General features: G+C 63.7%; 23 protein-coding genes. 4 read left to right on the top strand and 19 right to left on the bottom strand.

Features of this window, described 5'->3' with window-relative positions:
* Positions 1-79: 79 nt before the first annotated feature.
* The 17 genes from gap to B5F89_RS02040 all read right to left on the bottom strand — a co-directional run bounded on the left by gap (position 80) and on the right by B5F89_RS02040 (position 18,415).
* Complete coding sequence (gene gap, locus B5F89_RS02115) at positions 80-1,105, bottom strand: type I glyceraldehyde-3-phosphate dehydrogenase (protein WP_087430169.1); 1,026 nt, start codon at positions 1,103-1,105, stop codon at positions 80-82.
* Positions 1,106-1,336: 231 nt separating this feature from the next.
* Positions 1,337-2,260, bottom strand: coding sequence for a DNA-binding protein WhiA (whiA, locus tag B5F89_RS02110; protein WP_087430168.1), 924 nt, complete (start codon positions 2,258-2,260; stop codon positions 1,337-1,339).
* A 12-nt stretch (positions 2,261-2,272) separates the two neighbouring features.
* Complete coding sequence (gene rapZ, locus B5F89_RS02105; RefSeq protein ID WP_087430167.1) at positions 2,273-3,208, bottom strand: RNase adapter RapZ; 936 nt, start codon at positions 3,206-3,208, stop codon at positions 2,273-2,275.
* A 136-nt stretch (positions 3,209-3,344) separates the two neighbouring features.
* Complete coding sequence (locus B5F89_RS02100) at positions 3,345-4,031, bottom strand: N-acetylmannosamine-6-phosphate 2-epimerase (protein WP_087430166.1); 687 nt, start codon at positions 4,029-4,031, stop codon at positions 3,345-3,347.
* Between the two features lie 69 nt (positions 4,032-4,100).
* Positions 4,101-5,072 carry an ROK family protein gene (locus B5F89_RS02095; RefSeq protein ID WP_087430165.1) on the bottom strand — a complete coding sequence of 324 codons (972 nt, stop codon included), beginning with the start codon at positions 5,070-5,072 and terminating at the stop codon, positions 4,101-4,103.
* 96 nt (positions 5,073-5,168) lie between these two features.
* A complete protein-coding gene (locus B5F89_RS02090; protein WP_087430164.1) occupies positions 5,169-6,089 on the bottom strand; it encodes a dihydrodipicolinate synthase family protein in 921 nt (306 codons plus the stop codon).
* A 268-nt stretch (positions 6,090-6,357) separates the two neighbouring features.
* On the bottom strand, positions 6,358-8,346 hold the full coding sequence (gene uvrC / locus B5F89_RS02085) for an excinuclease ABC subunit UvrC (RefSeq protein ID WP_087430163.1): 1,989 nt from the start codon (positions 8,344-8,346) through the stop codon (positions 6,358-6,360).
* A gap of 6 nt (positions 8,347-8,352) precedes the next feature.
* Positions 8,353-10,068, bottom strand: coding sequence for a murein biosynthesis integral membrane protein MurJ (gene murJ, locus B5F89_RS02080; protein WP_087430162.1), 1,716 nt, complete (start codon positions 10,066-10,068; stop codon positions 8,353-8,355).
* The gene (ybaK, locus tag B5F89_RS02075; protein ID WP_087430161.1) at positions 10,065-10,559 is read right to left on the bottom strand and encodes a Cys-tRNA(Pro) deacylase; all 495 of its coding nucleotides are present in this window, start codon (positions 10,557-10,559) and stop codon (positions 10,065-10,067) included. The genes murJ and ybaK overlap by 4 nt, the downstream gene beginning before the upstream one ends.
* Positions 10,560-10,573: 14 nt before the next feature.
* Positions 10,574-11,854, bottom strand: a complete 1,281-nt coding sequence (locus tag B5F89_RS02070; protein ID WP_087430160.1) for an NlpC/P60 family protein — start codon at positions 11,852-11,854, stop codon at positions 10,574-10,576.
* A gap of 120 nt (positions 11,855-11,974) precedes the next feature.
* Positions 11,975-14,851: an excinuclease ABC subunit UvrA gene (gene uvrA / locus B5F89_RS02065; protein WP_087430159.1), complete on the bottom strand. Its 2,877-nt coding sequence runs from the start codon at positions 14,849-14,851 to the stop codon at positions 11,975-11,977.
* A 162-nt stretch (positions 14,852-15,013) separates the two neighbouring features.
* Positions 15,014-15,310, bottom strand: coding sequence for a hypothetical protein (locus B5F89_RS02060; protein WP_143758320.1), 297 nt, complete (start codon positions 15,308-15,310; stop codon positions 15,014-15,016).
* Positions 15,311-15,495: 185 nt separating this feature from the next.
* Complete coding sequence (locus B5F89_RS10175) at positions 15,496-15,909, bottom strand: hypothetical protein (protein WP_239286639.1); 414 nt, start codon at positions 15,907-15,909, stop codon at positions 15,496-15,498.
* Positions 15,910-15,949: 40 nt separating this feature from the next.
* A complete protein-coding gene (locus B5F89_RS10170) occupies positions 15,950-16,495 on the bottom strand; it encodes a DUF389 domain-containing protein (RefSeq protein ID WP_239286638.1) in 546 nt (181 codons plus the stop codon).
* A 7-nt stretch (positions 16,496-16,502) separates the two neighbouring features.
* On the bottom strand, positions 16,503-17,033 hold the full coding sequence (locus B5F89_RS02050; RefSeq protein WP_087430157.1) for a flavin reductase family protein: 531 nt from the start codon (positions 17,031-17,033) through the stop codon (positions 16,503-16,505).
* A gap of 41 nt (positions 17,034-17,074) precedes the next feature.
* Complete coding sequence (locus B5F89_RS02045) at positions 17,075-17,437, bottom strand: NifB/NifX family molybdenum-iron cluster-binding protein (RefSeq protein WP_087430156.1); 363 nt, start codon at positions 17,435-17,437, stop codon at positions 17,075-17,077.
* 126 nt (positions 17,438-17,563) lie between these two features.
* Positions 17,564-18,415 (bottom strand): LysR family transcriptional regulator, encoded by an 852-nt coding sequence (locus B5F89_RS02040; protein ID WP_087430155.1) that lies wholly within the window; start codon positions 18,413-18,415, stop codon positions 17,564-17,566.
* Between the two features lie 166 nt (positions 18,416-18,581).
* Between B5F89_RS02040 and B5F89_RS02035 the strand changes: the two genes are divergently transcribed.
* The 4 genes from B5F89_RS02035 (at position 18,582) to B5F89_RS02020 (ending at position 21,456) form a co-directional block, all read left to right on the top strand.
* On the top strand, positions 18,582-19,451 hold the full coding sequence (locus tag B5F89_RS02035; RefSeq protein WP_087430154.1) for an aldo/keto reductase: 870 nt from the start codon (positions 18,582-18,584) through the stop codon (positions 19,449-19,451).
* A 37-nt stretch (positions 19,452-19,488) separates the two neighbouring features.
* Entirely contained in the window at positions 19,489-20,367 is an 879-nt protein-coding gene (locus B5F89_RS02030) for an aldo/keto reductase (RefSeq protein WP_087430153.1), read from the top strand.
* A gap of 72 nt (positions 20,368-20,439) precedes the next feature.
* On the top strand, positions 20,440-20,814 hold the full coding sequence (locus B5F89_RS02025; protein WP_087430152.1) for a nuclear transport factor 2 family protein: 375 nt from the start codon (positions 20,440-20,442) through the stop codon (positions 20,812-20,814).
* A 42-nt stretch (positions 20,815-20,856) separates the two neighbouring features.
* Positions 20,857-21,456 carry a histidine phosphatase family protein gene (locus B5F89_RS02020; RefSeq protein WP_087430151.1) on the top strand — a complete coding sequence of 200 codons (600 nt, stop codon included), beginning with the start codon at positions 20,857-20,859 and terminating at the stop codon, positions 21,454-21,456.
* A 178-nt stretch (positions 21,457-21,634) separates the two neighbouring features.
* Here B5F89_RS02020 and B5F89_RS02015 read toward each other — a convergent pair whose 3' ends face one another.
* Together B5F89_RS02015 and B5F89_RS02010 are read right to left on the bottom strand one after the other, a co-directional pair.
* Positions 21,635-21,973, bottom strand: a complete 339-nt coding sequence (locus B5F89_RS02015) for a P-II family nitrogen regulator (protein ID WP_087430150.1) — start codon at positions 21,971-21,973, stop codon at positions 21,635-21,637.
* A 60-nt stretch (positions 21,974-22,033) separates the two neighbouring features.
* Positions 22,034-23,308: an ammonium transporter gene (locus B5F89_RS02010; RefSeq protein ID WP_087430149.1), complete on the bottom strand. Its 1,275-nt coding sequence runs from the start codon at positions 23,306-23,308 to the stop codon at positions 22,034-22,036.
* Positions 23,309-23,635 lie beyond the last annotated feature (327 nt).

The following is a 23,635-nucleotide window of genomic DNA, read 5'->3' as shown; positions in this document are numbered from 1 at the left end:
AGGGGCGCGGCTTCGGGCCCAAGCCCAAAGGCCGCGCCCCTATCAGACGCTAACTGCGTTCAAGCTCGCGAAGCGGCACTTAGGCGACGAACTTCTCGAAGTACTTGATGGTGCGGACCATCTGCGAGGTGTAGGAGTTCTCGTTGTCGTACCAAGAGACGACCTGAACCAGGGTCTGGCCGTTGCCGAGGTCAGAGCACATGGTCTGGGTGGCGTCGAAGATCGAGCCGTGGGTCTCGCCGATGATGTCGGTGGAGACGATGTCGTCGGTGTTGTAGGCGAAGGTCTCCGGGATGGTCTCGGCGTAAGCCTTCATAGCGGCGTTGACCTCGTCGACGGTGACCTTCTTGTCAACGACGGCGTAGAGGTTGGTGAGGGAGCCGGTCGGGGTGGGAACGCGCTGGGCGGCACCGATCAGCTTGCCGTTGAGCTCGGGGAGCACCAGGCCGATGGCCTTAGCAGCACCGGTGGAGTTCGGGACGATGTTGACGGCGCAAGCGCGGCTGCGGCGCTTGTTGCCCTTGCGCTGCGGGCCGTCGAGCGGCATCTGGTCGCCGGTCCAGGCGTGGATGGTGGTCATGATGCCGGAGACGATGGGCGCGAAGTCGTTGAGACCCTTGGCCATCGGAGCGAGGCAGTTGGTGGTGCAGGAAGCGGCGGAGATGATGTTGTCATCAGCCGTCAGGCTCTCATGGTTAACGTTGTAGACGATCGTGGGGAGGTCGTTGCCCGCAGGAGCGGAGATGACGACCTTCTTGGCGCCAGCGTTGATGTGGGCCTGAGCCTTGTCCTTGCTGGTGTAGAAGCCGGTGCACTCGAGAACGACGTCGACGCCGAGCTCGCCCCACGGGAGGTTGTTAGCGTCGGCCTCCTTGTAGATGGTGATCTCCTTGCCGTCGACGGTGATGGAGTTCTCGCCAGCGGTGATCTCGTGATCGCGGCTGTAGTTACCCTGCGTGGAGTCATACTTCAGCAGGTAAGCAAGCATGTCAGGGGAGGTGAGGTCGTTGATGGCGACGATCTCGGAACCCTCGTGCCCGAACATCTGACGGAACGCGAGACGACCGATGCGACCAAAGCCGTTAATCGCAACCTTTACTGCCATTCGTGTCTCCTTTCGTTAGACCTCCGCGGACGGGTGCCCGCAGTCGAGGTCCACAGACAAACCACTTACTCAGTGTACCGTTTTTTCAAAATTGCATTCGCGTCAATGGCGAGTTTTTGACCGAAAGCTGATGTTCATCGGTGGACGGTGGGTCACTTGATTATCTGACACCCTGCCTTAGCTGCGGAGAGTTCATTTTGGTGCACAGCATACCGGTTTGCACGCACATCCTCAGTGCTCGCCGAAAAGCTTCTCTAAGCGGAGCACCCGATGATAGAGGGCGGACTTGGAGAGCGGTGGGTCGACGAGCGCGCCCAGATCGCGCAGTGACAGATCGGGGTGGGCCTCGCGCAGGTCGCAAAAGGTGCGCAGGGCCTCGGGGAGCGTTTCGTACAGCCCCTCGGCATGCACGCGGGCGATGAGCTCGACCTGATGCTGAGCGGCGTCGGCGGTGCGCGACTGGTTAGCAAACTCGGCGTTCACCCGGCGGTTCACATTGTTCTTGACGTGCTTCATGGCGCGCGCGTCGCGCACGCTCGCAACGCTGCGCTTAGCGCCGACCGCATCGAGCAGCTGGCAGATATCCTCCGCGCTCTTGATATAGACGGCAAAGGCGCCGCGCCGGCGGTTCACGCGGGCGTGGACTCCCACCTGCTCGATGAGCTGCGCGAGTCCCTCGGCAAGCTCCTCGCCCGAGACGGCGATCTCGAGGTGGAAGTCCCCCTTGGGGTCCGCCACAAAGCCGCCCGCGATGAGCGCACCGCGCAGGTAAGCGAGCCTGCAGCACGGGCGCGCGACCACGTGCCGGGGAACCCCCGCCACAAGACGTCCCTTGCGGTCGAGGATACCGAGCAGGACGAGGGCTTTGTCGAGCCCCGGCTGCTCGGGCAGCGTGATGAGGTAGTTGCGGACCTTGTGGAGGACCGAACGGCGCGGGGTGAGCTCGGTCTTGAGCTTGAGCACGGTGTGCGTGAGGTTGATCATGGTGCGCGCCACCGCGCCCGTCTCCGTCGCAACGGTGAGCCGGCGCCCCTCACCGGTGATGGAGAGGGTTCCGCTCACGCGCACGAGCGCCGCCAGCGTGGCGAGGTTGCAGTACTCGCACGCGGGTTCGCAGCGCGACAGCTCGTCGCGCACCTCAGCGGTAAACGACATCGCTCTCCCCTATCAGTGGGCTTCGCCCGTAGGCGTGAGGTTGGCGCGCGAAAGATCGCGGTGCGACACCGCCACGTGATAGCCCTGCCCGGCAAGGTAGCGACCCGTAGCCTCGGCAATAGCCACCGAGCGGTGCTGGCCGCCCGTGCAGCCCACTGCAATGGAGAGCTGCGGCTTGCCCTCGGCGATGTAGCCCGGCATGACCGCGTCGAGCAACTGGCACCACGCGCGCCAGAACGCCTCGGTCTTGGGGTGGTCGAGCACAAACGTCGAGACCTTCTCGTCGAGTCCCGTCAGGCGGCGCATCTCGGGGTCGTAGAAGGGATTGGGCAAAAAGCGCACGTCGATCATGATATCGGCCTCCGCGGGGAGCCCGTGCTTGAAGCCAAAGGAGAAGACGCGCACCTCCATGAGCTGCTGGTCGGTGAGCTCAGAGAAAGCGCTTCTCAGCATCGCGCGAAGCGATGAGGTGGAAAGGTGCGAGGTGTCGATAATCATGTCCGCGCGGTCGCGGATGGCGGCGAGCTGTTGGCGTTCCCGCGCGATGGCGTCTGCGGTGCTCTCGCCCGTCTGCGCGAGCGGGTGGCGACGGCGGTTCTCGTTGTAGCGGCGCATGAGCACTTCGTCCGAGGCGTCGAGGTAGACGACATCGACCGACATCTCGTGCTCCTCGAGGGCAGTCACCACGTCGAGGAGCTCGTCGAAAAGCCCTTGGCTGCGCAGGTCGCACGTCACGGCGAGATGCCTGCCCACGCCCGCGTTGATGCCCACGAGCTCGGCAAGCTGCTGGATGAGGCGCGGCGGCAGGTTGTCGATGCAGAAGTAGCCCATATCCTCGAACACGTGCATCGCCTGCGTGCGGCCGGACCCGGACATGCCGGTGATAATCACGATGTCGGGCACGCGCTCGGCGTTTTCCCGCGTTCTGATGGCCTCGTCGCTCGCCATGAGCGCACCTCCTAAAAGACATCGGGGGCGCGACGACCGCCGCGTTGCCCCCGATCGCTCGTCTCTATTCAGTATAGCGGTGCGCGCGGACATGCGCCGCAACGCCCGTTGGCACCAACCTGCGTGCCACGGCGCCTTACGCGTCGAGCGCAGCCTTGAACCAGCTGGTGATGCTTGTGGGATGCGTGATCGCGGTGCCCACCACAACCGCCCAGGCGCCGGCGTCGATGGCGGCGCGAGCCTCCTCGGGCGTATGGACGCGGCCCTCGCAGATCACAGGGAAGCCGGGGAACTCCTCGGCGGCCTGGCGCAGAAGCGGCAGATCGGGGCCGTCCGCCATGGTGCAGTCGATGGCGGCGACACCGTGGGAGAGGGTGGTCGAGACAATGTCGAAGCCCATCTCGACCGCGCGGCGGATGTCGTCGATGGTCATGCAGTCCGCCATGGTGAGCACGCCCTCGGCCTTAAGCGGCTCCAGGGTGTCGGCGACGGTCTTTCCATCGGGACGCGGGCGGTCGGTGGCGTCGATCGCCACGATATCTGCACCCGCCATGACGCAGGCACGCGCATGGCGCAGCGTCGGCGTGATGTAGACGCCCTCGTGGCCCTCCTTCCACAGACCGATGACGGAAACCTCGACACGGCCCTTGATGGCGGCGATGTCGGAGAGTCCCTGGCAGCGGATAGCAGCCGCGCCGCCGAGCTCGCAGGCGCGTGCCATGGTCGCCATGATCTCGGGGCGGCGCAGGGGCTCGCCCTGGTAGGCCTGGACGCTCACGATGAGCTTGCCCTTAAGCGATTGGATGATCGGATCGACGGTCATGGGTCTTCCTTTCTGGAAAAGCAGCGAGGTTGGGGGCACCTAGCCTCAGATGTACCCGCCCCGCGCGACTCATTTCAGGGTATCGAGCAGATTCTCCGCAGCACCGATGAGCGGGGCCTCACCCTCGAGCTCGCCGATGAGGATGGGCGTATCCTGCAGGGGGTCGAGCGCCTGGGAGCGATAGCCCTCTGCAACCGAGGCGCGCCAGGTCTCGCTGCGCCAGCCCGTGCCCTCGTGGATGACGCCGCCCGAAAGCACGATGACCGCGGGGTCGAGAACGTTGGCGAGCGACCCCAAGCTCGCGCCGAGGGCGTGCCCCGCCTCGCGCACGACCGAGATCGCACGCTCGTCTCCTGCGGCAACAAGGTCGTTGACGTCGCGGCCGACCGTCGGGCGCGCAGGGTCGACGCGACCGTAGCGCTCCTCAAACACGCGGCCGATAGAGGTGCCCGAGGCGACTGACTCAAGGTGGCCCGAGCGCCCGCACGCGCAGGGGATGCCCGTAGCAGCCGTGCTCTCGATGTGGCCCATGTGGCCGGCGGCACCGTGAGAACCGCGCATGACGCGGCCATCGACAACAAAGGCTCCGCCAATGCCCGTGCCGATGCCTAGGCAGAGTTCCGAGTCGTACCCCCTGCCAACGCCCCAGCGTGCCTCACCGAGCGCGTGGGCATGAACGTCTCCCGTCACCGCAACGGGAAGACCGAGCGCCTCTGCCAGGCGCGGACCGAGCGCAATGCCGCCCCACCCGGGCATGATCTCGTTCGCATAGGCGATGCAGCCGGTCCTTGGGTCAACCACACCGGCAGACCCTACGCCCACGCCGAGCACCTCTCCCCCGTCAAAGGAGGCAAGCGCCGTACACACCGCATCTTCAACGCGCGCGTAAACCGCCTCGCCGCCCTCGGAGGCGCCGGTGGCAACCTCTGCCTCATAGACCGGGTGCGGGCGCTCCCCCGTTGCGGGAAACGCCATGATGGCGCAGGCGATCTTGGTACCGCCGATATCGACGGCGCAAACGAAACGGTCGGTGTTCTCCATAGTCTCCCCTATCGCCCAGCTGAGCAGCGTCGGCACCAAGCGGCACCGTACCGCAAAACAGCAGGGGCGGGCTCGTGCGCCCGCCCCTCTCATGGTTTACAGAAGGCCGTTGTCCACAAGGACGCGGCGGATTGCCTCGACGTTCTCGCCCTTGAGCGAGTGAACGGGACGCGGCATCTGGTTGGTCTCAAACACGCCCATGAGCTGAAGGGCCGTCTTGAAAGCGCCGACGCCGGCACCGAAGCCCTGAACACCGGAGGTCACCGAGGTGATCTCCATGATGCGGGCAAGGCGATCCTGCTCGTCACGGACGGCCTCCCAGTCGCCGGCCTGCGCAGCCTTCCACTGGCGGATGTAGCCGTAGGGCTCGACGTTGGCGAGGCCCGGCACCGAGCCGTCGGCACCGCCGAGATACGCCCCATCGACCACGACCTCGTGGCCGGTAAGAAGCTGCAGCGGATGGCCCGCGTCGCGGTTCTTGAGGATGAGGCGGCGGAACGACACGTCATCGCCCGAGGAGTCCTTCACGCCGGCGAGTACGCCGTCGACACCAAGGCGGATGAGCATGTCCACATCGAGCTTGTTGTGCACGCACACCGGAATGTCATAGGCAAAGATGGGCAGGTTGAGAGCATCGTGCAGGCAGCGGAAGCTCCACTCAATCTCATTGATGCCCTGGAGCGCGTAGAACGGGCAGGTGGCCACGAGCGCGTCGACACCCATCTGCTCGGCACGCTTGCCGTGCTCGATCATGCGCTCGGTCTCGGTATCGATGATGCCCGCAAGAACCGGCACGCGATGGTCGACGATGCGCACCATGTTCTCGATGATCTCGGTACGGCGCTCATCGGTCGAGAACACGACCTCGGAGGAAGAGCCCAGGATGAACAGGCCGTCAACGCCCGCCTCGATCATGCGGTTGATGTTGCGCTCGAACGAGGGCACATCAAGCTTGCGGTCCTGGGTAAGCGGCACCACCACGGGAGGAATGACACCGCTGAATCTCTTGTTTTCCACAATTGCTCCTTCACGGTACAACCACTTAACAGAGACTGTTCTCGGCGAGAGGTCACAACCACGTGGCAAACGGTAATCGCAGGTTATCCCTATTTTTTTATTGACAAAACATACTGGTATCAACAAGTGTGATACCAGTATGTATCGCAATGGTAAGGCCAGTTGGAGCACACATCATCTTGACACGGTGTGTTTGACCTGCTAGATGCACAAATGATGCCAAAATGCGCGGTTGCCTCGTAAGACAGCTGCAGCTACGAAACGGCGCTTAGCTGTTGCGCTCAGCGTCCCAAGCGCGCAGGGTATCGTATACCGCCTGAGCCACATCACGCGGCACGCCCTTTACAGCGGCGATGTCCTCCACACGAGCCTGCTTCAGACGCTTGAGCGAACCGAAATGCTTCATGATGGCCTTTTTGCGCGTGGGGCCCACGCCCTCCACCTCGTCCAAGACCGACACCGTCATGGCTTTGTCGCGAAGCTCGCGGTGGAAGGTGATGGCAAAGCGGTGCGCCTCGTCACGGACCTGCTTGATGAGATAGAGCGAGGCCGATCCGTTGGGCAGCACAACCGGCGTGTCATCCCAAGGGACAAAGACCTCCTCGTCCGCCTTGGCAAGACCGCATACGGGAATATCGAGCCCAAGCTCCTCAAGCTGCGTCAAGGCCGCCGTGAGCTGCGGCTTGCCACCGTCGACCACAAGCAGATCGGGCCGTGAGCCAAAGCGCTCGTCCTCCATACGCTCCGGCGCGTAACGGCGCCCGAGCACCTCTTGCATGGAGAGGAAGTCGTTGGCCTCACCGGTGACGCTTCTCACCTTGAAGCGGCGGTACTGCGACTTGTCCGGCTTGCCGTTGGTGAAGACCACCATGGACGCCACGGTGAAGCGACCGTGGATGGTCGAGATGTCGAAGCATTCGATACGTAGCGGAGGCGCCGGCAGCGCAAGGGCGCTCTCGAGCTCGAGGAGCGCCTGGTTGGTGCGGTCGTCGGCGTAGCCGGTGCGCATCATGTAGCGCATGAGCGCGTGGCGGGCGTTGCGCTCACACATCTCCATCAGGCGGCGCTTCTCGCCGCGCTGCGGCCGGTGGATCTGGCAGGCGCGGCCGCGCTTCTCGGCAAGCCACTCCCCTATCACCTCGGCATCGGCGAGCTCCACCGCCACATCGACCTCGGCGGGAATATCGGCGGTCTCGTCGTAGTAGCGCTTGATGAAACCGGCGACGAGCTCCTCCTCGTCCACATCAAGGCCCTTGTCGAGGATGAACTCGCAGCTTCTGACCGTGCGCCCCTCACGCACCGCGAATACGCAGGCACCGGCGATGGTCTCTTCGCGGTAGAAACCGATGACGTCGATGTCCACCCGCGAGGGGAACACGACCTGTTGGCGGTCGTCGAGCCCGTCGATCACCTCGAGGCGGCGTTTGATGCGGGCGGCGCGCTCGAAATCGAGCTCGGATGCGGCTTCTGCCATCTCCGCCTTAAGCTCGCCGGTGACCTCGCTGCGCTTGCCCGAGAGGAACCGCTCCACCCGACGCACGTTTTTGGCATACTCCTCGGGCGAAATCGCACCCACGCAAGCCCCGGGGCCGCGCCCCACGTGATAGTCAAAGCAGGGGCGCCCCTTCTCCGCCATGATGAGGCCGAGGATGCCCTCGTCCCCTTTATGCGCCTCGGCAAGGCGGCGGCAGCGCTTCCATTCCGCGCAGGTGGCAATGCAGATGGGAATCACCTTACGGATGGTGTCGATTGTGTCGCGCGCGGCGCGGCTGTCGGTATAGGGGCCAAAGTAGCGCGTACCGGGGCGGTGCCGCTCGCGCGTGTACTTGATAGCCGGAAAGAGGTCACCCTTGGTGAGCGCGATGAAGGGGTAGCTCTTGTCGTCTTTGAAGTCGACGTTGAAGTAAGGGTGGTACTGCCCAATGAGGTTGCGCTCCAAAACAAGCGCCTCGTGCTCGCTCTCCACCACAAGGTAGTCGAAGGAGCGTACGAGCTGCATCATGAGCGGGATCTTCTGCCGCTCGTCGGTGAGCTGCACGTACTGGCGCATGCGGGCGCGCAGGTTTTTGGCCTTGCCCACGTAGATGACCGTACCCTCGGCGTCCTTCCACAGGTAGCAGCCCGGACTCGTGGGGACGCGCGCGACCTGCTCGGCCAGGCTCGGCTCGATGCCGGGCGCCGGTGCTATGAGGGTCTCGTCGATATGCTCGGTACGCTCGGCAGACGGCTGCGCGTCGTGCCACTGTTGCGATGCCATGGGCGCCTACCGCTTCACACGGCGCAGAATGGAGCGGAACATCTCCGCCTCGGGGAACTTGAGGACGATGGCCGGCGCAAAGGTGACGATGAGCGCGACGATGCCGCCGGCGACGATGTAGGCAAACGTTTGCGCCATGCCCGCCGTGACGACGCTGCCGTCGGGCAGGTAGCTGATGAGCGGGCTCACGAAGGTCTCGAGCGCGGCAACCACGCCCGCGCCCGCCGCGGCGCCGAGGCCGCCGAGCACAAGGCCGCCCACGATGCCGTGCGCGATCTTTGCCGTGCGAAGGCCGCGCAGGCGACGGCGCATCCACCAGAACGCGCCGATGTCTGAGGCAAGGTAGGACGCCGTCATGGAAAGCGCGATGGCCGGCATGCCAAACCCGGCGCCCACCGCGAAGGTGAGCGAGAAGGCAATCTCGGCCACGGCGCCGATGAGCATGAACGCGGCGTAGGGGTTCATGTTGCGCAGCGCCGAGCAGCCCTTCTGCATGAGCATGCACACGCCATAAAGCGGCAGCGACGGCGCGAGGAAGCACAGGTACTCCGAGACGAGCCCCACGCCCTCGATGTCAAACGCGCCGGCGCAGTAGACCATGTTGAGCGGGAAGCTGAACGCCATGAGGTAGAGTGCAAAGGGGATGAGCACAAAGAACTGCTGGGCAATGCCGCGGGAGAGGCCGTCACGCACCGCATCGTCGTCGCCCACCGTGGCGTCGCGCGCGAGCTCAGTGTAGAGCGCGGTGTTGAGCGAGACCGCAAGAAGGGCGTAGGGCAGCGTGTACCACAGGCGCGCATACGCGATGACCGACGAGCCCGTGCCCGGCTGGACGGCGAGCGCCGTTGAGTTCATGACCGAGCTCGTAACGAGCGTGCAGAGCGTAGCGATCACCGTGGGCACGCCAAGAGAGACGGTCTTCTTGAGGAGCGGATCGTGCAAGTCCACGTGCAGGCGCGGGTGGATGCCGTGGCGCGCAAGCGCGGGGATCTGGCAGGCCATCTGCACAAAGACGCCGGCGGTGGTGCCTACGGCGAGCACCGTGATCGCGGCCGCCTCGCTCACGCCGGCGATTGCCGGAAACGCCGCGAAACTCGCGATCACGACCACGTTATTCAAGATGGGTCCGACGTTGCTCCAGAAGTAGTCGCGGTGTGCGTTAAGCACGCCGGAAAACACCGAACCAAGTCCGTAGAACAGGATCTGGAACGCGAAGAAGCGGAAGAAGTAGACCGCCGTCTCCATCTCGGAACCGTCGCTCAAAAACGACTGCGTCCAGATGAGCGCCGGGGCGAATACGCAGGCTATGACCGAGACGCCGCCCAAGATGATGAGCAGGATCGACAGGAGGTTCCCCACATAAGCGTTGGCGCCCTCACGCCCGCCCTGCCGGCGCGCGTCCATGTAGACGGGCAGAAACGCCGTGACGAGCATGCCGCCCATCACAAGCTCGTAGAGCATGTTGGGGAGGTTGTTGGCGATGTTGTAGGACGAAGCGAGCAGCGACACGCCAAAGGCGATGCCCATGAACCACGTGCGCGCAAAGCCGGTCAGGCGCGAGATGATGATGAGCAGCGTCATGAGGCCGGCGGAGCGCCCTACATTTGCGTAATCTCCCGACGTGGAGAAGTCATCGTCCGCCGCCGAAGCAGGCGAAGTCGGCTCGACAGCGCCCTCGGCACCCTTGAAATGCGCGCCCTCGCGGCGCTTCTCGTCACTCATGCTTTGCCCTCCATGCAGATGTCTGCCATCTGCGCCTTGGTGATGCGTACGAGCTCCGCAGGATCGAGCTCGAGCTGGATGCCCCGCCTGCCGCCAGAAACCATGATGGTGTCGAACAGCTGGCAGGTCTCGTCGATGATGGTGGGGAACGGCTTTTTCATGCCCACGGGCGAGCAGCCGCCGCGAACGTAGCCGGTCACCGCGGTGAGATCGCGCAAGGGCAGCATCGAGAGCGCCTTGCACCCGGCAGCGCGCGCCGCGCGCTTGAGGTCAAGCTCCTGGTCGACGGGAATGCAGCAGACCACATGGGCACCGGACGGGGCCGCACATACGAGCGTCTTGAAGACCTGGTCGGGGTCCTCACCAAGTTGCTCGGCCACATGCACGCCCGAGAAATCGCCCTCGACGTGCTCGTAGGTATGCACACGGTAAGCGATGCCCGCTACCTCGAGCTCGCGCATGGCATTTGTCTTCTTTACCGCTGCCCCCATGAACCGCCTCGCGCTTAAATGGGGCTGCCGCCACCGCAGAAGCCCGAGCTGTAGTAAAGGCCCGAGGTGATGACGCCCGTGCTGTAGTCGCTCGCGTGGATGACGTTGCCGCCGCCAATATAGATGGCGACGTGGCGGATGGTCCCGCCCGTCTGATAGAAGACGAGGTCGCCCGCAACGAGCTGGGATGCGTCGGTCTTGAGGTTGCCGGCGTTCTTGACGGTGCGGTACTGGGTAGCTGAGGATCGCGGGATGGAGACGCCCGCCAAGCTGTAGCAGTAGGTGGTAAGGCCCGAGCAGTCGAACGAGACGCCCGGGATCATGGTGCCGTAGTCGTAGGCGCAGCCGAGCTGGCTGCGCGCGGCGGCGATGATGGTAGAGCGCTGGCCCTGGCTCAGGTTGCCGCTACCGGCGGGCACGCTCGGCGCAGGGTCGGGATCAGGCGTGCTCGGCGCGGGGTCCGGGTCAGTTGAGGGCGCGCTCGGGGTCGTGGCGCCGCCGTTGCCAGCGCCGCCGTTGTTGCCGTTGTCCTCGTTGCCCGAGCCCTCGGCACTCCCCTCATCGTCTGCAGGAGTGGAGCCACCGTTATCGGTTGCGGGTGCCGAGTTCTCCTCGCTCTCGTGCACGACCTCCGCTGCGGCGGCACGCTCGGCCGCAAGGGCCTCCGCAAGCTCGCCGGAGAGACCGTTGACGTAGCTCGACGTCTCGTTGCGCGCGGCCTCGAGCGCGGCGGCATCGGCAGACTGGTCGGCCAGAAGCCCGGTCAGCTCGTCCTCGCGCGAGGTGAGCTCGCTTTTTTGGGCGGCGAGGCTCTCTTGCAGCTCACGAACGGTCGACACGCGGTCGGCCTCCGCCTCGGCGACCTTGTTCGCGTAGAACAGACGGCTTGCGAGCTCGTCAAAGCTCGATGAGGAGAAGATGATGTCGATAAGGGTGACCGCACCAGATTTGTACGATTGGGCCGCCTTGCTCGACAAATCCGCCTGGGCAGCGTCGAGCTGCTCGGAGGTCTCGGCCACCTGCGTCTCGAGCTCCGCGATGCGGTCCTGGGTGTCGGCGAGATCGAGCGCCGTGGTGTCCGCCTCGGCCTGGGCAAGCTCGAGCTCGTAGGTAAGGTCAGCAAGCTTTTCCTGGGCTTCAGTGACCTGAGCCTCCAGGCTGTCAGAGGGCGCGGCCGCCGCAGAGAGCGGCGCCAGGACGCTCGCCCCGGCAAGCGAGAGCGCAAGGCCCGCAGCGACCGCCCGCCGGACGGCGCCGGCGCGCGCAAGGCATGCAACGGTATGGTTGAGCTTCATGTCTGATGCCTTCCCGAGGGGCAGAAACGTATGCCTACCATGATAGCAGGCTCCACGGGCACCCAAACACACTCCACAACGCCCGCGCGGCGAGGCCACGCGGGCCGTTGCGTGCACCTTTTAAGCCTCTCGCGCCTCCATGCGCGCGCGGTCGCGCTCGAGGATGGGGCCGAGGAAGCGTCCCGTGTAGCTCTCCGGGCAGGCCGCGACCTGCTCGGGCGTGCCCGAGACCACGATGCGCCCGCCGCGCGAGCCGCCCTCGGGGCCAAGGTCGATGATGCGGTCGGCCACCTTGATGACGTCGAGGTTGTGCTCGATAACAAGCACGGTGTTGCCCGCATCAACCAGGCGCTGCAGCACGTCGATGAGCTGGCGGACGTCCTCAAAGTGCAGACCCGTGGTGGGCTCGTCCAAAATGTAGAACGTGCGGCCCGTCTGTTTGCGGTGGAGCTCCTTGGCGAGCTTCACGCGCTGCGCCTCACCGCCCGAGAGCGTCGTCGCCGGCTGGCCCAGGCGAACGTAGCCCAGGCCCACGTCGTAGAGCGTCTGGAGCTTCCGCTTGATCTGCGGGATGTTGCCAAAGAAGGCGAGCGCCTCGGTCACACTCATATCGAGCACGTCGGAGATGTTCTTGCCGCGGTAGGTGACTTCAAGCGTCTCGCGGTTGTAGCGCTTGCCGCCGCAGACCTCGCACGGCACGTAGATGTCCGGCAGGAAGTGCATCTCGATCTTGATCTGGCCGTCACCCTTGCAGGCCTCGCAGCGGCCGCCCGCGACGTTGAAGCTAAAGCGCCCGGGCGAGTAGCCGCGCGCCTTGGACTCCGGCACGCTCGCAAACAGCGCGCGCAGATCATCCCAGAGCCCAATGTAGGTCGCGGGGTTGGAGCGCGGGGTGCGGCCGATCGGCGACTGATCGATATCGATGACCTTGTCGATCTCCTCAACACCCTCGAGCTTCTTATACGGACCGACGGGGCGGCCCGAGCGATGAATGGCGTTCGTGAGGGCAGGGGCGATCGTGTCGGTCACAAGACTCGACTTGCCAGAGCCCGATACGCCCGTGACGACGGTAAAGGTGCCGAACTCGATCTTTGCCGTGACGTTTTTGAGGTTGTTTGCCTTGGCACCCGTGATGGTGAGGGCGCCGCGCCCGGGGCGACGGCGCTCGGCGGGCAGCTCCACCATGCGCGAACCGGTGAGATACTGGCCCGTAAGCGAGTCGCTGCAGGCCATAACCTCCTGAGGCGTACCCGCGCACACCACGTGTCCGCCGTTCTCGCCCGCACCCGGACCCATGTCGATCACGTAGTCCGCGGCGCGGATGGTGTCCTCGTCGTGCTCGACCACAATCACCGTGTTGCCGAGGTCGCGCAGGCGCTCGAGCGTGGCAATAAGACGCTCGTTGTCGCGCTGGTGCAGACCAATTGAAGGCTCGTCCAAAATGTAGAGGACGCCCATGAGGCCCGCGCCGATCTGCGTCGCCAGACGGATGCGCTGTGCCTCACCGCCCGAGAGCGTGGCAGAAGCACGGTCGAGGGTGAGGTAGTCAAGACCCACGTCGACAAGGAAGCGCAGGCGCTCCACGATCTCCTTCACAATGCGGCCGCCAATGAACTGCTGACGCTCGGTGAGCGTAAGCTCCTCAAAGAACTCGAGCGAATCACGGCAGCTCATGCAGCACACCTCGTAGATGGACTTGTCGCCGACCGTGACGGCGAGCATCTCGGGACGCAGGCGCGCGCCGTGGCAGGCACGGCAGGGCTCCTCGCGGATGTACTTCTCGAGGCGCGCCTTGGTGTTCTCGTTGGTGGTCTCGATGTAGCGCTCGTACAGGATGTTGCGCACACCCGAGTACTTGGTGAACCAGTGGGTATCGCGCCCGTCCTGTGTGTGATAGTCGACGCGCATCTTCTTGTCGCCAAGGCCGTCGAGAAACACCTTCTTCACGCGCGCGGGCAGGTCGCGCCACGGGGTGGCGGGATCGACCTTGAGGTGCTTGGCGAGGGCGCGGAAGATCTGCGGGTAGTAGTTCGACTTGCCAAAGAAGCTGCCAAAGACGCCGTCCTCAACGGAGAGCGACGGGTCCTCAATGAGTGCCTCGGCGTCCACAACCTTCTTGAAGCCGAGGCCGTCGCACTCCGGGCAGGCGCCGTACGGGGCGTTGAACGAAAAATCGCGCGGCTGCAGGTCGTCGATGGAGTGACCGTGCTCCGGGCAGGCAAGCGCGAGCGAGTAGGTCAAAAGCTCGCCGGCCGTGCCCTCGGGGGCGTCACGGTCGGGCAGCAGGTACACGGCAACACGACCGTGCGCGAGCTTGGTCGCCTGCTCGACGGCCTCTGCAATACGGCCGACGGACCCCTCGCGGATGACGATGCGGTCCACCACAACCTCGATGGTGTGGCGGAACTTCTTGTCGAGCTCGATGGGATCGTCGAGCGAGTGCACCTCGCCGTCGATACGCACGCGGGAGAAGCCCTCGCGGCGCAGGTCGTCGAGAAGCTTGGCAAACTCGCCCTTGCGGTCCGTGACAACCGGGGCAAGCACAAAGGCGCGCCGGCCCTCCCCCGCCTCGAGGATCTTGTCGGCCACCTGGTCGGTGGTCTGGCGCTCGATAACGCGACCGCACTCAGGGCAATGCGGCGTGCCGATACGCGCAAAGAGCAGGCGGAGGTAGTCGTAGATCTCGGTCACCGTGCCCACCGTGGAGCGCGGGTTCTTGGAGGTCGTCTTCTGGTCGATGGACACTGCCGGCGAAAGACCGTCGATGGAGTCGAGGTCGGGCTTGTCCATCTGCCCTAGGAACTGACGCGCATAGCTGGAGAGCGACTCGACGTAGCGACGCTGGCCCTCGGCATAGATGGTGTCAAACGCGAGACTCGACTTGCCAGAGCCCGAGAGGCCGGTGATAACGACGAGCTTGTCGCGCGGGATTGTGACATCGATATCCCGCAGGTTGTGCTCGCGCGCCCCGCGGATGCGGATGGATGTATCTGCCACTGAGAACCCCTTTCGGTGGACCAGGTGCGAAACGTATGGGAATTGCGCCGGCAACTACCGGCTAACAGTTCAGTTTAGCGCCACCGATGGCGGACAGGTGTTCGACCACCCGTCCGTCACGGGATATTCAATCCTTGTTCGATTGTGGCTTTGAGGTGCGCCCTAGCTGACCATATCAATCTCGCCGGCAAGGCCTAGGCGCTCCGCGGTATCCGGCTTGAGCCAGAGGGTGCTCTCGTCGCGTGACATAAAGTCGCGACCACTGTCCTCAAGCCCGAGTACCTCGACGTTATCTGCCGAGAGCACAAACAGGTCATCGTCGTAGGTGACGACCTCATAGTCGTCGCCCGACATCGTCACGCTGCGGAGCTCAAAGGCATCGGTGTCCACGCCCTCAGGATTTTTGCTGCCCAGAGGATCGAAGAACACAAAGCCGATCGCCAAAAAGATCACGAGCAAAATGATCGCGATAACGCGCCCTTGCCCGGTGTTGCCGGTGCTGCCATACGGGTCTCATTCCCCTCGCCTCACTCATACCTATTGTGGCGAGCCCGGTGCGCACCGTGAAGAGGAAAATATTCAACCGTTTGTTGATATTGTTGGAAAAAGAGGCAATCGCGCCGGCTCCAAGCCGATCCAGGTGCTTACGACGTATTCACGATGCGCCGTTCGTCCACCACGGCGATGGAAAGCTCATCTAGGTGAAGGCCCGCGTCAAAGAGCGCCCTGTTCAGCCGCTCTGCAGAGGGCACGTGCTCCGAGCCCGCAATCTCGAGCCTCAGTTCACCGTCCTCAAGCTCGAATCGTGAAACGCGGTAGTCACTCCCCTCAATCCATGCCCCCACCTCGTCTTGGGCGATGCGCAGCTGCTCGTTCTCATGGACGATGCCCATGCTCGTCGTAGCCAGCAGCGCCACGACGACCGCCGCGGCGATTCCCACGCTGATGTACCAGAGCTCGCGCGCCTCGCCCTCGATAACCGAGAACTTCCGAGCCCCAAGCCCTGCGGCGAGGTATACCGCTGTACCGGCAATTTGGATAGCGACGTAGTTGGTCACAAAGAGTAGGAAGAACCCGAGAGCGGCATCGGGCGCTCCCTCAAAGAGCGCCGCCCGTCACGCAGAGCGGCGGAACAATAGATGCCGAAAGCGCGATACCGGGCGCCGTGCCGGGAATATCGCGGCGGATCGAGGCGAACGCCGCCATGAAGCCGGCAGCGAGAGCGATGATAAGGTCGACAAGCCGTGGAGATATGCGAGCCAGAATCTGGGCGTTAGTGCTCAGGTCAATCGCCACGGGAACGATGGCCGTCACACAGGCGGACACAGCAATGACCGCCGCCATGCCAACGAGCGTGAGCGCGAGCGTCTGGAGCGTCTTTGCGGGCCGACCGAGCGCCGTGGCGAGCGCAGCACCGAGCATGGGGGACATGAGTGGCGCCAAGAGCATGGCGCCTATGACGGCGGTTGCGGAGTCTGCGGCGATTCCCGCGGTAGCAACGACCGTTGCGGCAACAAGTCGCAGAAAAAACGCGGTGTACTGGTGCCAGGGATCATCCACCTTCACAAAGCTGGCTCGCTCGGCATCCGCCACCACTCCGGGTTCGAGCCTACCGCCAAGCAGAATCTTGCTCAGACTGGTCATGCGCATCTCATTTCACGATGTAGGCATCCACGACCTCGCCGTAATAGGCGGTGTGGTAGACCGGTGCGCCGCCGTACACGCTCTGGCGGAGCTCATCAGGCATAAGCGCAGTGTCCTGATCGCGACGGTAGATGATGCGGCACTCGAGCGTGAGCGGCAGCTCGGCAATAGCCGGAGCGTCCACCTGCTCGCCCTCGACGAGTGTAAGGCCGAGCCCGTCTATCTTGTTGAGGTCGCGCCCGCTCTTTGAGCCGCAGAAGCCGAGGGCGCGGCGCACGCGCGCATCCGCCTCGGCGTCTCCTGTTGGTACAGGAGCGTTAACAGTGAAACAGTCGGCGCGCTCGAGCAGCTCGTGCGTGTAGCGGTCGTTGCGGATATAGGCGATAAAGACGGGCTTGCGCCACTCGATACCGAGCATGCCCCAGCCGATGGTCATCGTGTTCACCTCGCCGTCCACGCATACCGTGAACAGCGCCCCGGGCGTAAGTGCGCCCAAGATGTCGCCCGCGCGCTCGATGACGTCGATGTGCTCCTTCATATGCCCTCCTCGCAAATTGCCGTTACCCTACGCCAATCCGATTAATGATGACAGGCATGCTCCTCGCCCATCACAGGCAGCGCGCCCGCGGCGGTCTTCTCCGCAACGTCGCCCACGCGCGGGGTCTCGGCATCGTAGAGCACCGTGATGCCTGCCTCAGCAAAGCCCATCATGGGCCGCATGCCCATGCCTGCGGCAACGATGGCGTCGATGCCGGCATTGGCGAGGATTCCTACGGGACGCAGGCAGCCGCCCTCCTCATGGGGCGGGTTGTCGATGATGTCGGTTGCGACAATCTTGCCGTCCTCGACGGTCACCACCGTAAAGCAGTCGCAATGGCCAAAGTGACCGGAGCGCTCGCAATCAAGTCCGCCGGCACCCATGGTTGGAATAGCGATTTTCATATAAGGTCCTTTCTGCTGGCGCCCGCCGGGGCGCACGTCGAATCGATAGCCGAGTTGTTATTTTCTCTCAACCGACACCACGTGCTCGAAGGCTTTCCGCGAACGGTTAGGGCGCGGGGCCGCCCATCAGGCGCGCCCCTCTTCGCGCGCCCAGGAAAAAAGCGCGCCGGCAATGCCCTTCGCATCCGAACGCGTCACGAGGTAGAACACCGCATGGGCGGCGGGGTCGGAAATGGGAACGATGGCGCGACCCGGCGTAGCGTCACGTTGAAACGGTGCGTCGGTGATGAACGTGCAATGCGGAGTTGAGCGCGCCAGCTGCGAAAAGACCATGCGATCGTTCTGCTCGATATAGGTGGCGCCTGGAATTGCACGGTCGACCAGGCCGCGCCAGAAACCGATATTCGTCATGATGAGGAACGTCTCGTTTGCAAGGTCGGCGAACGCCACAGCTTTGCGAGCGGCAAAGGGATGGTTAGGCGGCAGCGTAACAAAGAGATTCTCGTGCATGAGCTCGCACGCCTGAAGGCCCGGTCGATGCGGGTCCGCGCACGTTATGGCAAAGTCGCTTGCGCCGGAAGCCACCTGCCGCAGCGCCTCGCGCTCATCCACCGTCTCATAGATGAGCGTCTCCTGGGGAAAACGCTCCATCGCAAGAGCGGTCAGGCGCCACAGCGGCGCCGGCGCGACCGTGGCCACGTGCAGGGCGCGAGCGCGCTCTACTGCCGCCGCCACATTCACCCGGAGCACCTTCTCGTCACGCAAGATGGCCCGTGCCCCCTCGACCGCCGCACGACCGGCATCGTTGAGCTCGATGCGGCGGCCCGCGCGGTCAAATAACGTGCAGCCCAGCTCGGCCTCAAGCCGCTGAATAGAACGGCTAAGAGCCGGCTGGGATATGTGCAGCTCCTCGGCAGCCGATGACATGGTGCCCAAACGCTCTATGGCGTCGAGCTGACGCATCTGATCAAACTCCACAGCTACCTCTCACCTTTCGAATTTGATGCCCACAATCGCCGCGAGCATTCTAGGCGCTATATGCGCTACATGCATGCAATTGACTGCTAGGTGCATTTTACACCAGCTCTATACCATGTAATTCTATGCATGAGATGAAAATGCTATACAAGAGAAAGGAACGATAATGGGTATCAAAATCCCCACCCTTCCGTTAACGAGCGGCACCGAGATTCCCGCCATCGGCTATGGTGTGTATATGATGACCTCCGCCGAGGTCGAGAAGCACCTGCCCGAGGCCCTCGAGCTCGGCTACACGCACATCGACACCGCGAATGCCTACTTCAACGAAGTCGCCGTCGGGCGCGCGATCAAGGACGCAGGCGTTCCGCGCGAGGACCTCTTCGTGACGACGAAGCTCTTCCCGCAGAGCTACCCCTACGAGAAGTGCAAGGCGGACATCGACGCCACGCTCGAGCGCCTCGACACGGACTACGTCGACCTGCTGCTCTTCCACCAGCCCTACGGCGACTACGTAAGCGGTTGGAAGGCGATGGAGGAGGCTGTGCGCGAGGGCAAGGTGCGCGCCATCGGCCTCTCCAACTTCCCCATCCACAAGATTGATGAGATCTTGGCCGTCGCTGAGATCAAGCCGGCCGTGCTCCAGGTGGAAATCAACCCCTACAGCAACCAACACGAGCTCAAGGCAGCGCTTGCCGAGCGCGGTCTCTTCGATGTGGTCTTCGAGGGCTGGTACCCGCTCGGCCACGGCGATGCCAACCTCATGACTGAGCCAATCTTTACCGAGCTTGCCCAGAAGTACGGCAAGGGCACTGCGCAGATCATCCTGCGCTGGAGCTATCAGGAAGGCAACGTCACGTTCCCCAAGACGCTGAACCCCGCGCACATGGCCGACAACATCGACATCTTCGACTTTGAGCTGACCGAGGACGAGATGGCGCGCATAAACGCGTTGCCCCAGCACCCCTACTACCAGGTGCCCGAGGAGCCGCCGGCGTTCGTGCTTGCGACTAACGATTATTCCAAGCAGGCGTAACTCGTTCGGCAGGGTCGACAACAAGAAGGGAACCACCATGGAGTTTGTAAAGCTGAACAACGGCATTGAGATGCCCATGCTCGGGTACGGCGTATTTCAGACACCGCCGGAGGAGACGGCACGCTGCGTCGCCGAGGCCCTTGAGGTCGGCTACCGCCTCATCGACACCGCCCAGGCCTACGGCAATGAAGAGGGCGTGGGCGAGGGCATCCGCAAGAGCGGTGTGCCGCGCGATGAGGTCTTCATCACCAGCAAGGTCTGGGTTTCCAACATGAACTACGAGCGTGCCACCGCCTCGATTGATGAGACACTCAAAAAGCTCGGAACCGATTACATCGACCTCATGCTGCTCCACCAGATGATGGGCGACTACCCCGGCGCCTACCGCGCCATGGAGGACGCATACACGGCGGGCAAGATCCGCGCCATCGGCGTCTCCAACTGCTACGCGGAGCGCTTGGTGGACCTCTGTAGCCTGACCGAGGTGGCGCCCGCCGTCAACCAAATCGAGACGCACCCCTTCCGTCAGCAAGACGCCGCGCACGAGGTCATGGCGCGCTACGGCGTGGTGCACGAGGCCTGGGGTCCCTTCGCCGAGGGCAAGAACGGCATCTTCACCAACGACGTGCTCGCCCAGATCGGCGCCAAGCATGGCAAGACGGCGGCGCAGGTGGCACTGCGCGCCCTCATCCAGAAGGGTGTTGTCGTCATCCCCAAGTCCACGCATCGTGACCGCATGGAGCAGAACTTCGACGTCTTCGACTTCACCCTCGATGATGCCGACATGGCCGCGTTCGCCACACTGGAGGATCCAACCTTCCCGCGCATCTTTGACCATTTCGACCCCAACACCGTGGGCTGGATGCTCGGCGAACTCGTGAAAAAGCAGCAGCTCGGTGGTGGCACGCTGTACTAATCAGACGAGATGTAAGGTCCATGCGCCTCCGAAGCGCGCCTTCAACCCCGTCACGCAACAGGAGGGTAACCAATGTTTGACCAGCTCAACGATCAACTGATTGAGACCAGCAAGTGCTTCTGGGACGCTATGGAGCACGCCGACGAGGCTGGCATGCGTGCCATCGCCGACCCCGCCTGCACCTTCGTGCACATCGGCATCACCGCCCCGCTCGACCAGGAGATCGAGTTCTACACCTCGGGCGCCTTCAAACCAACGAACATCCTTTTCCACAACCAGACGCCGAGTGTTTTTGGCGACACCGGCGTGGTCATCACCGACTGCGACTACGCGCTGCTGCTCGACGGACAGGAGACCGCGCACCACTTCGCCGTGACCGAGGTCTACCATCGTGAGGGCGATGCGTGGAGGCTCGTCACCTTCTCGTTCGCCGCACTCGTATACTAGGTGCAAAGCAGTACGCAATCCCGACGACAATGAGGAACCCACATGTCAAAGCTCTATCTCATGCGCCACGGCCAGACCCTCTTCAACGTGCTCAAGCGCAAGCAGGGCTGGTGCGACTCGCCCTTGACCGAACTCGGCATCGAGCAGGCGCAAGGCGCCGGCCGCTGGTTTGCCGAGCACGGCGTGACGTTCGACCATGCCTACAGCTCCACCTCCGAGCGCGCCGTCGACACGCTCGAGCTCGTGCTCGCCGAGAGCGGCCAAGGCGACCTCGCCTACGAGCGTGTGAAGGGTCTCAAGGAGTGGAACTTCGGCTCGTTCGAGGGCCTTACCGAGGACGTGAACCCGCCGCTTCCCTACGGCGACTTCTACGTGCCCTTCAGCGGCGAGGGCGAGATGGCGTTCCGCGCGCGCCTCGTCGAGACCATCACCGAGCTCATGCGGCGCCCCGGCCACGAGCGCGTCCTCATGGCAAGCCACGGTGCGGCGGTCGCGCAGTTTTTGCGCGCGCAGGGCCCCGAGGCGGAGCAGCGTCTGCGCGGCGACGGGCGCCGCATCGGCAACTGCGGCATCACCGTCTACGAATTCGATCCTGCCACGGCGCAGTTCGAGGCGCTCGAGCTCATCAACCCCAACGATTAAAGCCTCCGCAAGCAAAAATGCAGCTATTCAACAATCCGGCGCAGACCCTTCAAGTAGGCAGGGATTGCTGAGATTCAAATCCTGCGGTTTTGTCTGCGATTGCAGCACCCTTGCCCGAAGTCTCGCTTGAGATTGTTGAATAGCTGAAAAACGCTCGGCGACAGCGCCCACGCCGATCCTACAGAGCCGTTGCCCCGCGCTCGCCGGTGCGAATCCGCACCACGTCATCGACCGGCGTGATGAAGATCTTGCCATCGCCCACCTCGCCGGTGCGGGCAACGGTGCAGATGCGCTCGACGAGCGACTCGACCTCGCCGTCGTCAACTACGAGCATCACCTCGACCTTGGGCACCATCGTGAGCAGTACCTCCGAGCCGCGCACGAACTCCTTCCAGCCATGCTGGTGGCCAAAGCCCTGAACTTCGAAGATTGTCATGCCCGACGCCCCGGCCTCGGAAAGCGCATCCTTCAAGGGCTCGAGCACTTCCGGGCGCACGATTGCCGTAATCTGCTTCATCAGAATCATTCCTCCCAACGGGCACCGCAGCTCAAGCGGACGCCCGCGCATCTAATCGTTCTACACGTCCAGGCCGGTATAGGCGGGGTAAGCGCTCTCACCGTGGGCGGCGACATCGAGACCGAGCGCCTCCTCGGCATCCGTCACACGCAACCGCCCGCCAAAGAGGGCTCGGACGACGATGATGAGCAGCGCGTCCAGCGCGAGTACCAGCACCGCCGTCACCACGATGCCCAAAACCTGGCTCGCGAGAAGCGTCGCGTCACCGGTGTAGATGAGCCCGCCGTACTCCGTCCACGAGAGCTCCGGCACGCAGAAGATGCCCGTGAGAATGCCGCCCAAAATACCGCCGATGCCGTGACAGCCAAACGCATCGAGCGCGTCGTCGTAACCAAAACGCGTCTTAAGGTGCGAAATAGCGAAGTAGCAGACCGGCGAGACCATAAGGCCCATGATGACCGCGGCCCACGGCTCGACGAAGCCCGCCGAGGGCGTCACCACGACGAGCCCCGCCACCAAACCGGTGCAGGCGCCCACGAGCGTGGGCTTGCCCGTGGCCAGGCGCTCGACGATCATCCACGAGGCCAAGCCGGCGGCGCTAGAGACCACGGTGTTCAAAATCGCAAGCGCCGCGATGCCGTCTGCCGCAAAGGCCGATCCGCCGTTGAAACCAAACCAACCGAGCCACAGAAGCCCAGCGCCGAGCGCCACGAAGGGCACGTTGTGGGGCCGGTAGGTCTTGATACCAAACCCCTTACGGGCACCGAGTGCGCAACAAAGCGCAAGGCCGGTGAGGCCGGAGCTGATGTGCACCACATCACCGCCCGCAAAGTCGAGTGCGCCGATGATCCCGCCGATGAACGAATGCTCGCCACCCCAGACCATGTGGGCGAGCGGCGCGTAGACCACGAGCGACCACGCCGCGATAAACGCCGCCAGCGCACCGAAGCGCATGCGCCCTGCCACGGACCCGGTCACGATGGCGCAGGTGATGAGCGCAAATGCCATCTGGAACGTGACGTCCACCACACCGGGATACGTGGCATCGCCCGGCGCGGCGGCCTCCTTAAGCATGCCCGCAACCGTACCCGCGAGCCCCAGTTGATCGAACCCGCCGATGATAGGGTTGGTGCCGTCGCCCCCGTAGGCAATCGACCATCCCGCGACCACCCACGTGAGCCCCACGATGCCAATCACCGCAAAACTCATGAGCATGGTGTTGATCACGTTCTTGCGTCGTGACAGTCCACCGTAGAAAAATGCCAGACCCGGCGTCATGAACAGGACGAGCATGCTGCTCACCATCATGAACGCGGTCGAACCCGTATCGAACATACGCGTCGCCTCCCAAATAGCGCGTACCTAACTTGACCGCCCCCGCCGCGGCGCCTGCGACGGGACGGAACACAGTCATGGTAGGAGCGCGATTAACCCCCGGAGGCTCGCACAGGGGGCGTTTTACCGTCCCACAATGGACTCGAAACATCGGAAACGCCCTCGCAACCGACGGGAAAGCAGACGGTCGCATGCGGGAAACGACCTCTCAACATGTCGGAAACATACCGACAGCCCATTTTCGCTTCTCTATGCGTTTGCCATGCAACGATCGATTTTTAGCCGATTACAACACACGATTTTGCAAGGTGACCACGATGAACCTCA

Origin of the sequence: Collinsella sp. An307 (assembly GCF_002161805.1) — a bacterium.
Taxonomy (GTDB): Bacteria; Actinomycetota; Coriobacteriia; order Coriobacteriales; family Coriobacteriaceae; genus Coprousia.
This window is presented reverse-complemented; position numbering and strand designations above follow the sequence as displayed.

Coding starts and splice junctions, on each gene's coding strand:
- B5F89_RS02020 (WP_087430151.1), top strand. CDS start 20,857: ATGTCAAAGCTCTATCTCATGCGCCACGGCCAGACCCTCTTCAACGTG.
- uvrC (WP_087430163.1), bottom strand. CDS start 8,346: ATGGCATCGCAACAGTGGCACGACGCGCAGCCGTCTGCCGAGCGTACC.
- murJ (WP_087430162.1), bottom strand. CDS start 10,068: ATGAGTGACGAGAAGCGCCGCGAGGGCGCGCATTTCAAGGGTGCCGAG.
- B5F89_RS02025 (WP_087430152.1), top strand. CDS start 20,440: ATGTTTGACCAGCTCAACGATCAACTGATTGAGACCAGCAAGTGCTTC.
- B5F89_RS02100 (WP_087430166.1), bottom strand. CDS start 4,031: ATGACCGTCGATCCGATCATCCAATCGCTTAAGGGCAAGCTCATCGTG.
- B5F89_RS02070 (WP_087430160.1), bottom strand. CDS start 11,854: ATGAAGCTCAACCATACCGTTGCATGCCTTGCGCGCGCCGGCGCCGTC.
- B5F89_RS02010 (WP_087430149.1), bottom strand. CDS start 23,308: ATGTTCGATACGGGTTCGACCGCGTTCATGATGGTGAGCAGCATGCTC.
- B5F89_RS02050 (WP_087430157.1), bottom strand. CDS start 17,033: ATGAAGGAGCACATCGACGTCATCGAGCGCGCGGGCGACATCTTGGGC.
- B5F89_RS02015 (WP_087430150.1), bottom strand. CDS start 21,973: ATGAAGCAGATTACGGCAATCGTGCGCCCGGAAGTGCTCGAGCCCTTG.
- B5F89_RS02095 (WP_087430165.1), bottom strand. CDS start 5,072: ATGGAGAACACCGACCGTTTCGTTTGCGCCGTCGATATCGGCGGTACC.
- gap (WP_087430169.1), bottom strand. CDS start 1,105: ATGGCAGTAAAGGTTGCGATTAACGGCTTTGGTCGCATCGGTCGTCTC.
- ybaK (WP_087430161.1), bottom strand. CDS start 10,559: ATGGGGGCAGCGGTAAAGAAGACAAATGCCATGCGCGAGCTCGAGGTA.
- B5F89_RS02030 (WP_087430153.1), top strand. CDS start 19,489: ATGGAGTTTGTAAAGCTGAACAACGGCATTGAGATGCCCATGCTCGGG.
- whiA (WP_087430168.1), bottom strand. CDS start 2,260: ATGTCGTTTACCGCTGAGGTGCGCGACGAGCTGTCGCGCTGCGAACCC.
- B5F89_RS10170 (WP_239286638.1), bottom strand. CDS start 16,495: ATGACCAGTCTGAGCAAGATTCTGCTTGGCGGTAGGCTCGAACCCGGA.
- rapZ (WP_087430167.1), bottom strand. CDS start 3,208: ATGGCGAGCGACGAGGCCATCAGAACGCGGGAAAACGCCGAGCGCGTG.
- B5F89_RS02035 (WP_087430154.1), top strand. CDS start 18,582: ATGGGTATCAAAATCCCCACCCTTCCGTTAACGAGCGGCACCGAGATT.
- B5F89_RS02045 (WP_087430156.1), bottom strand. CDS start 17,437: ATGAAAATCGCTATTCCAACCATGGGTGCCGGCGGACTTGATTGCGAG.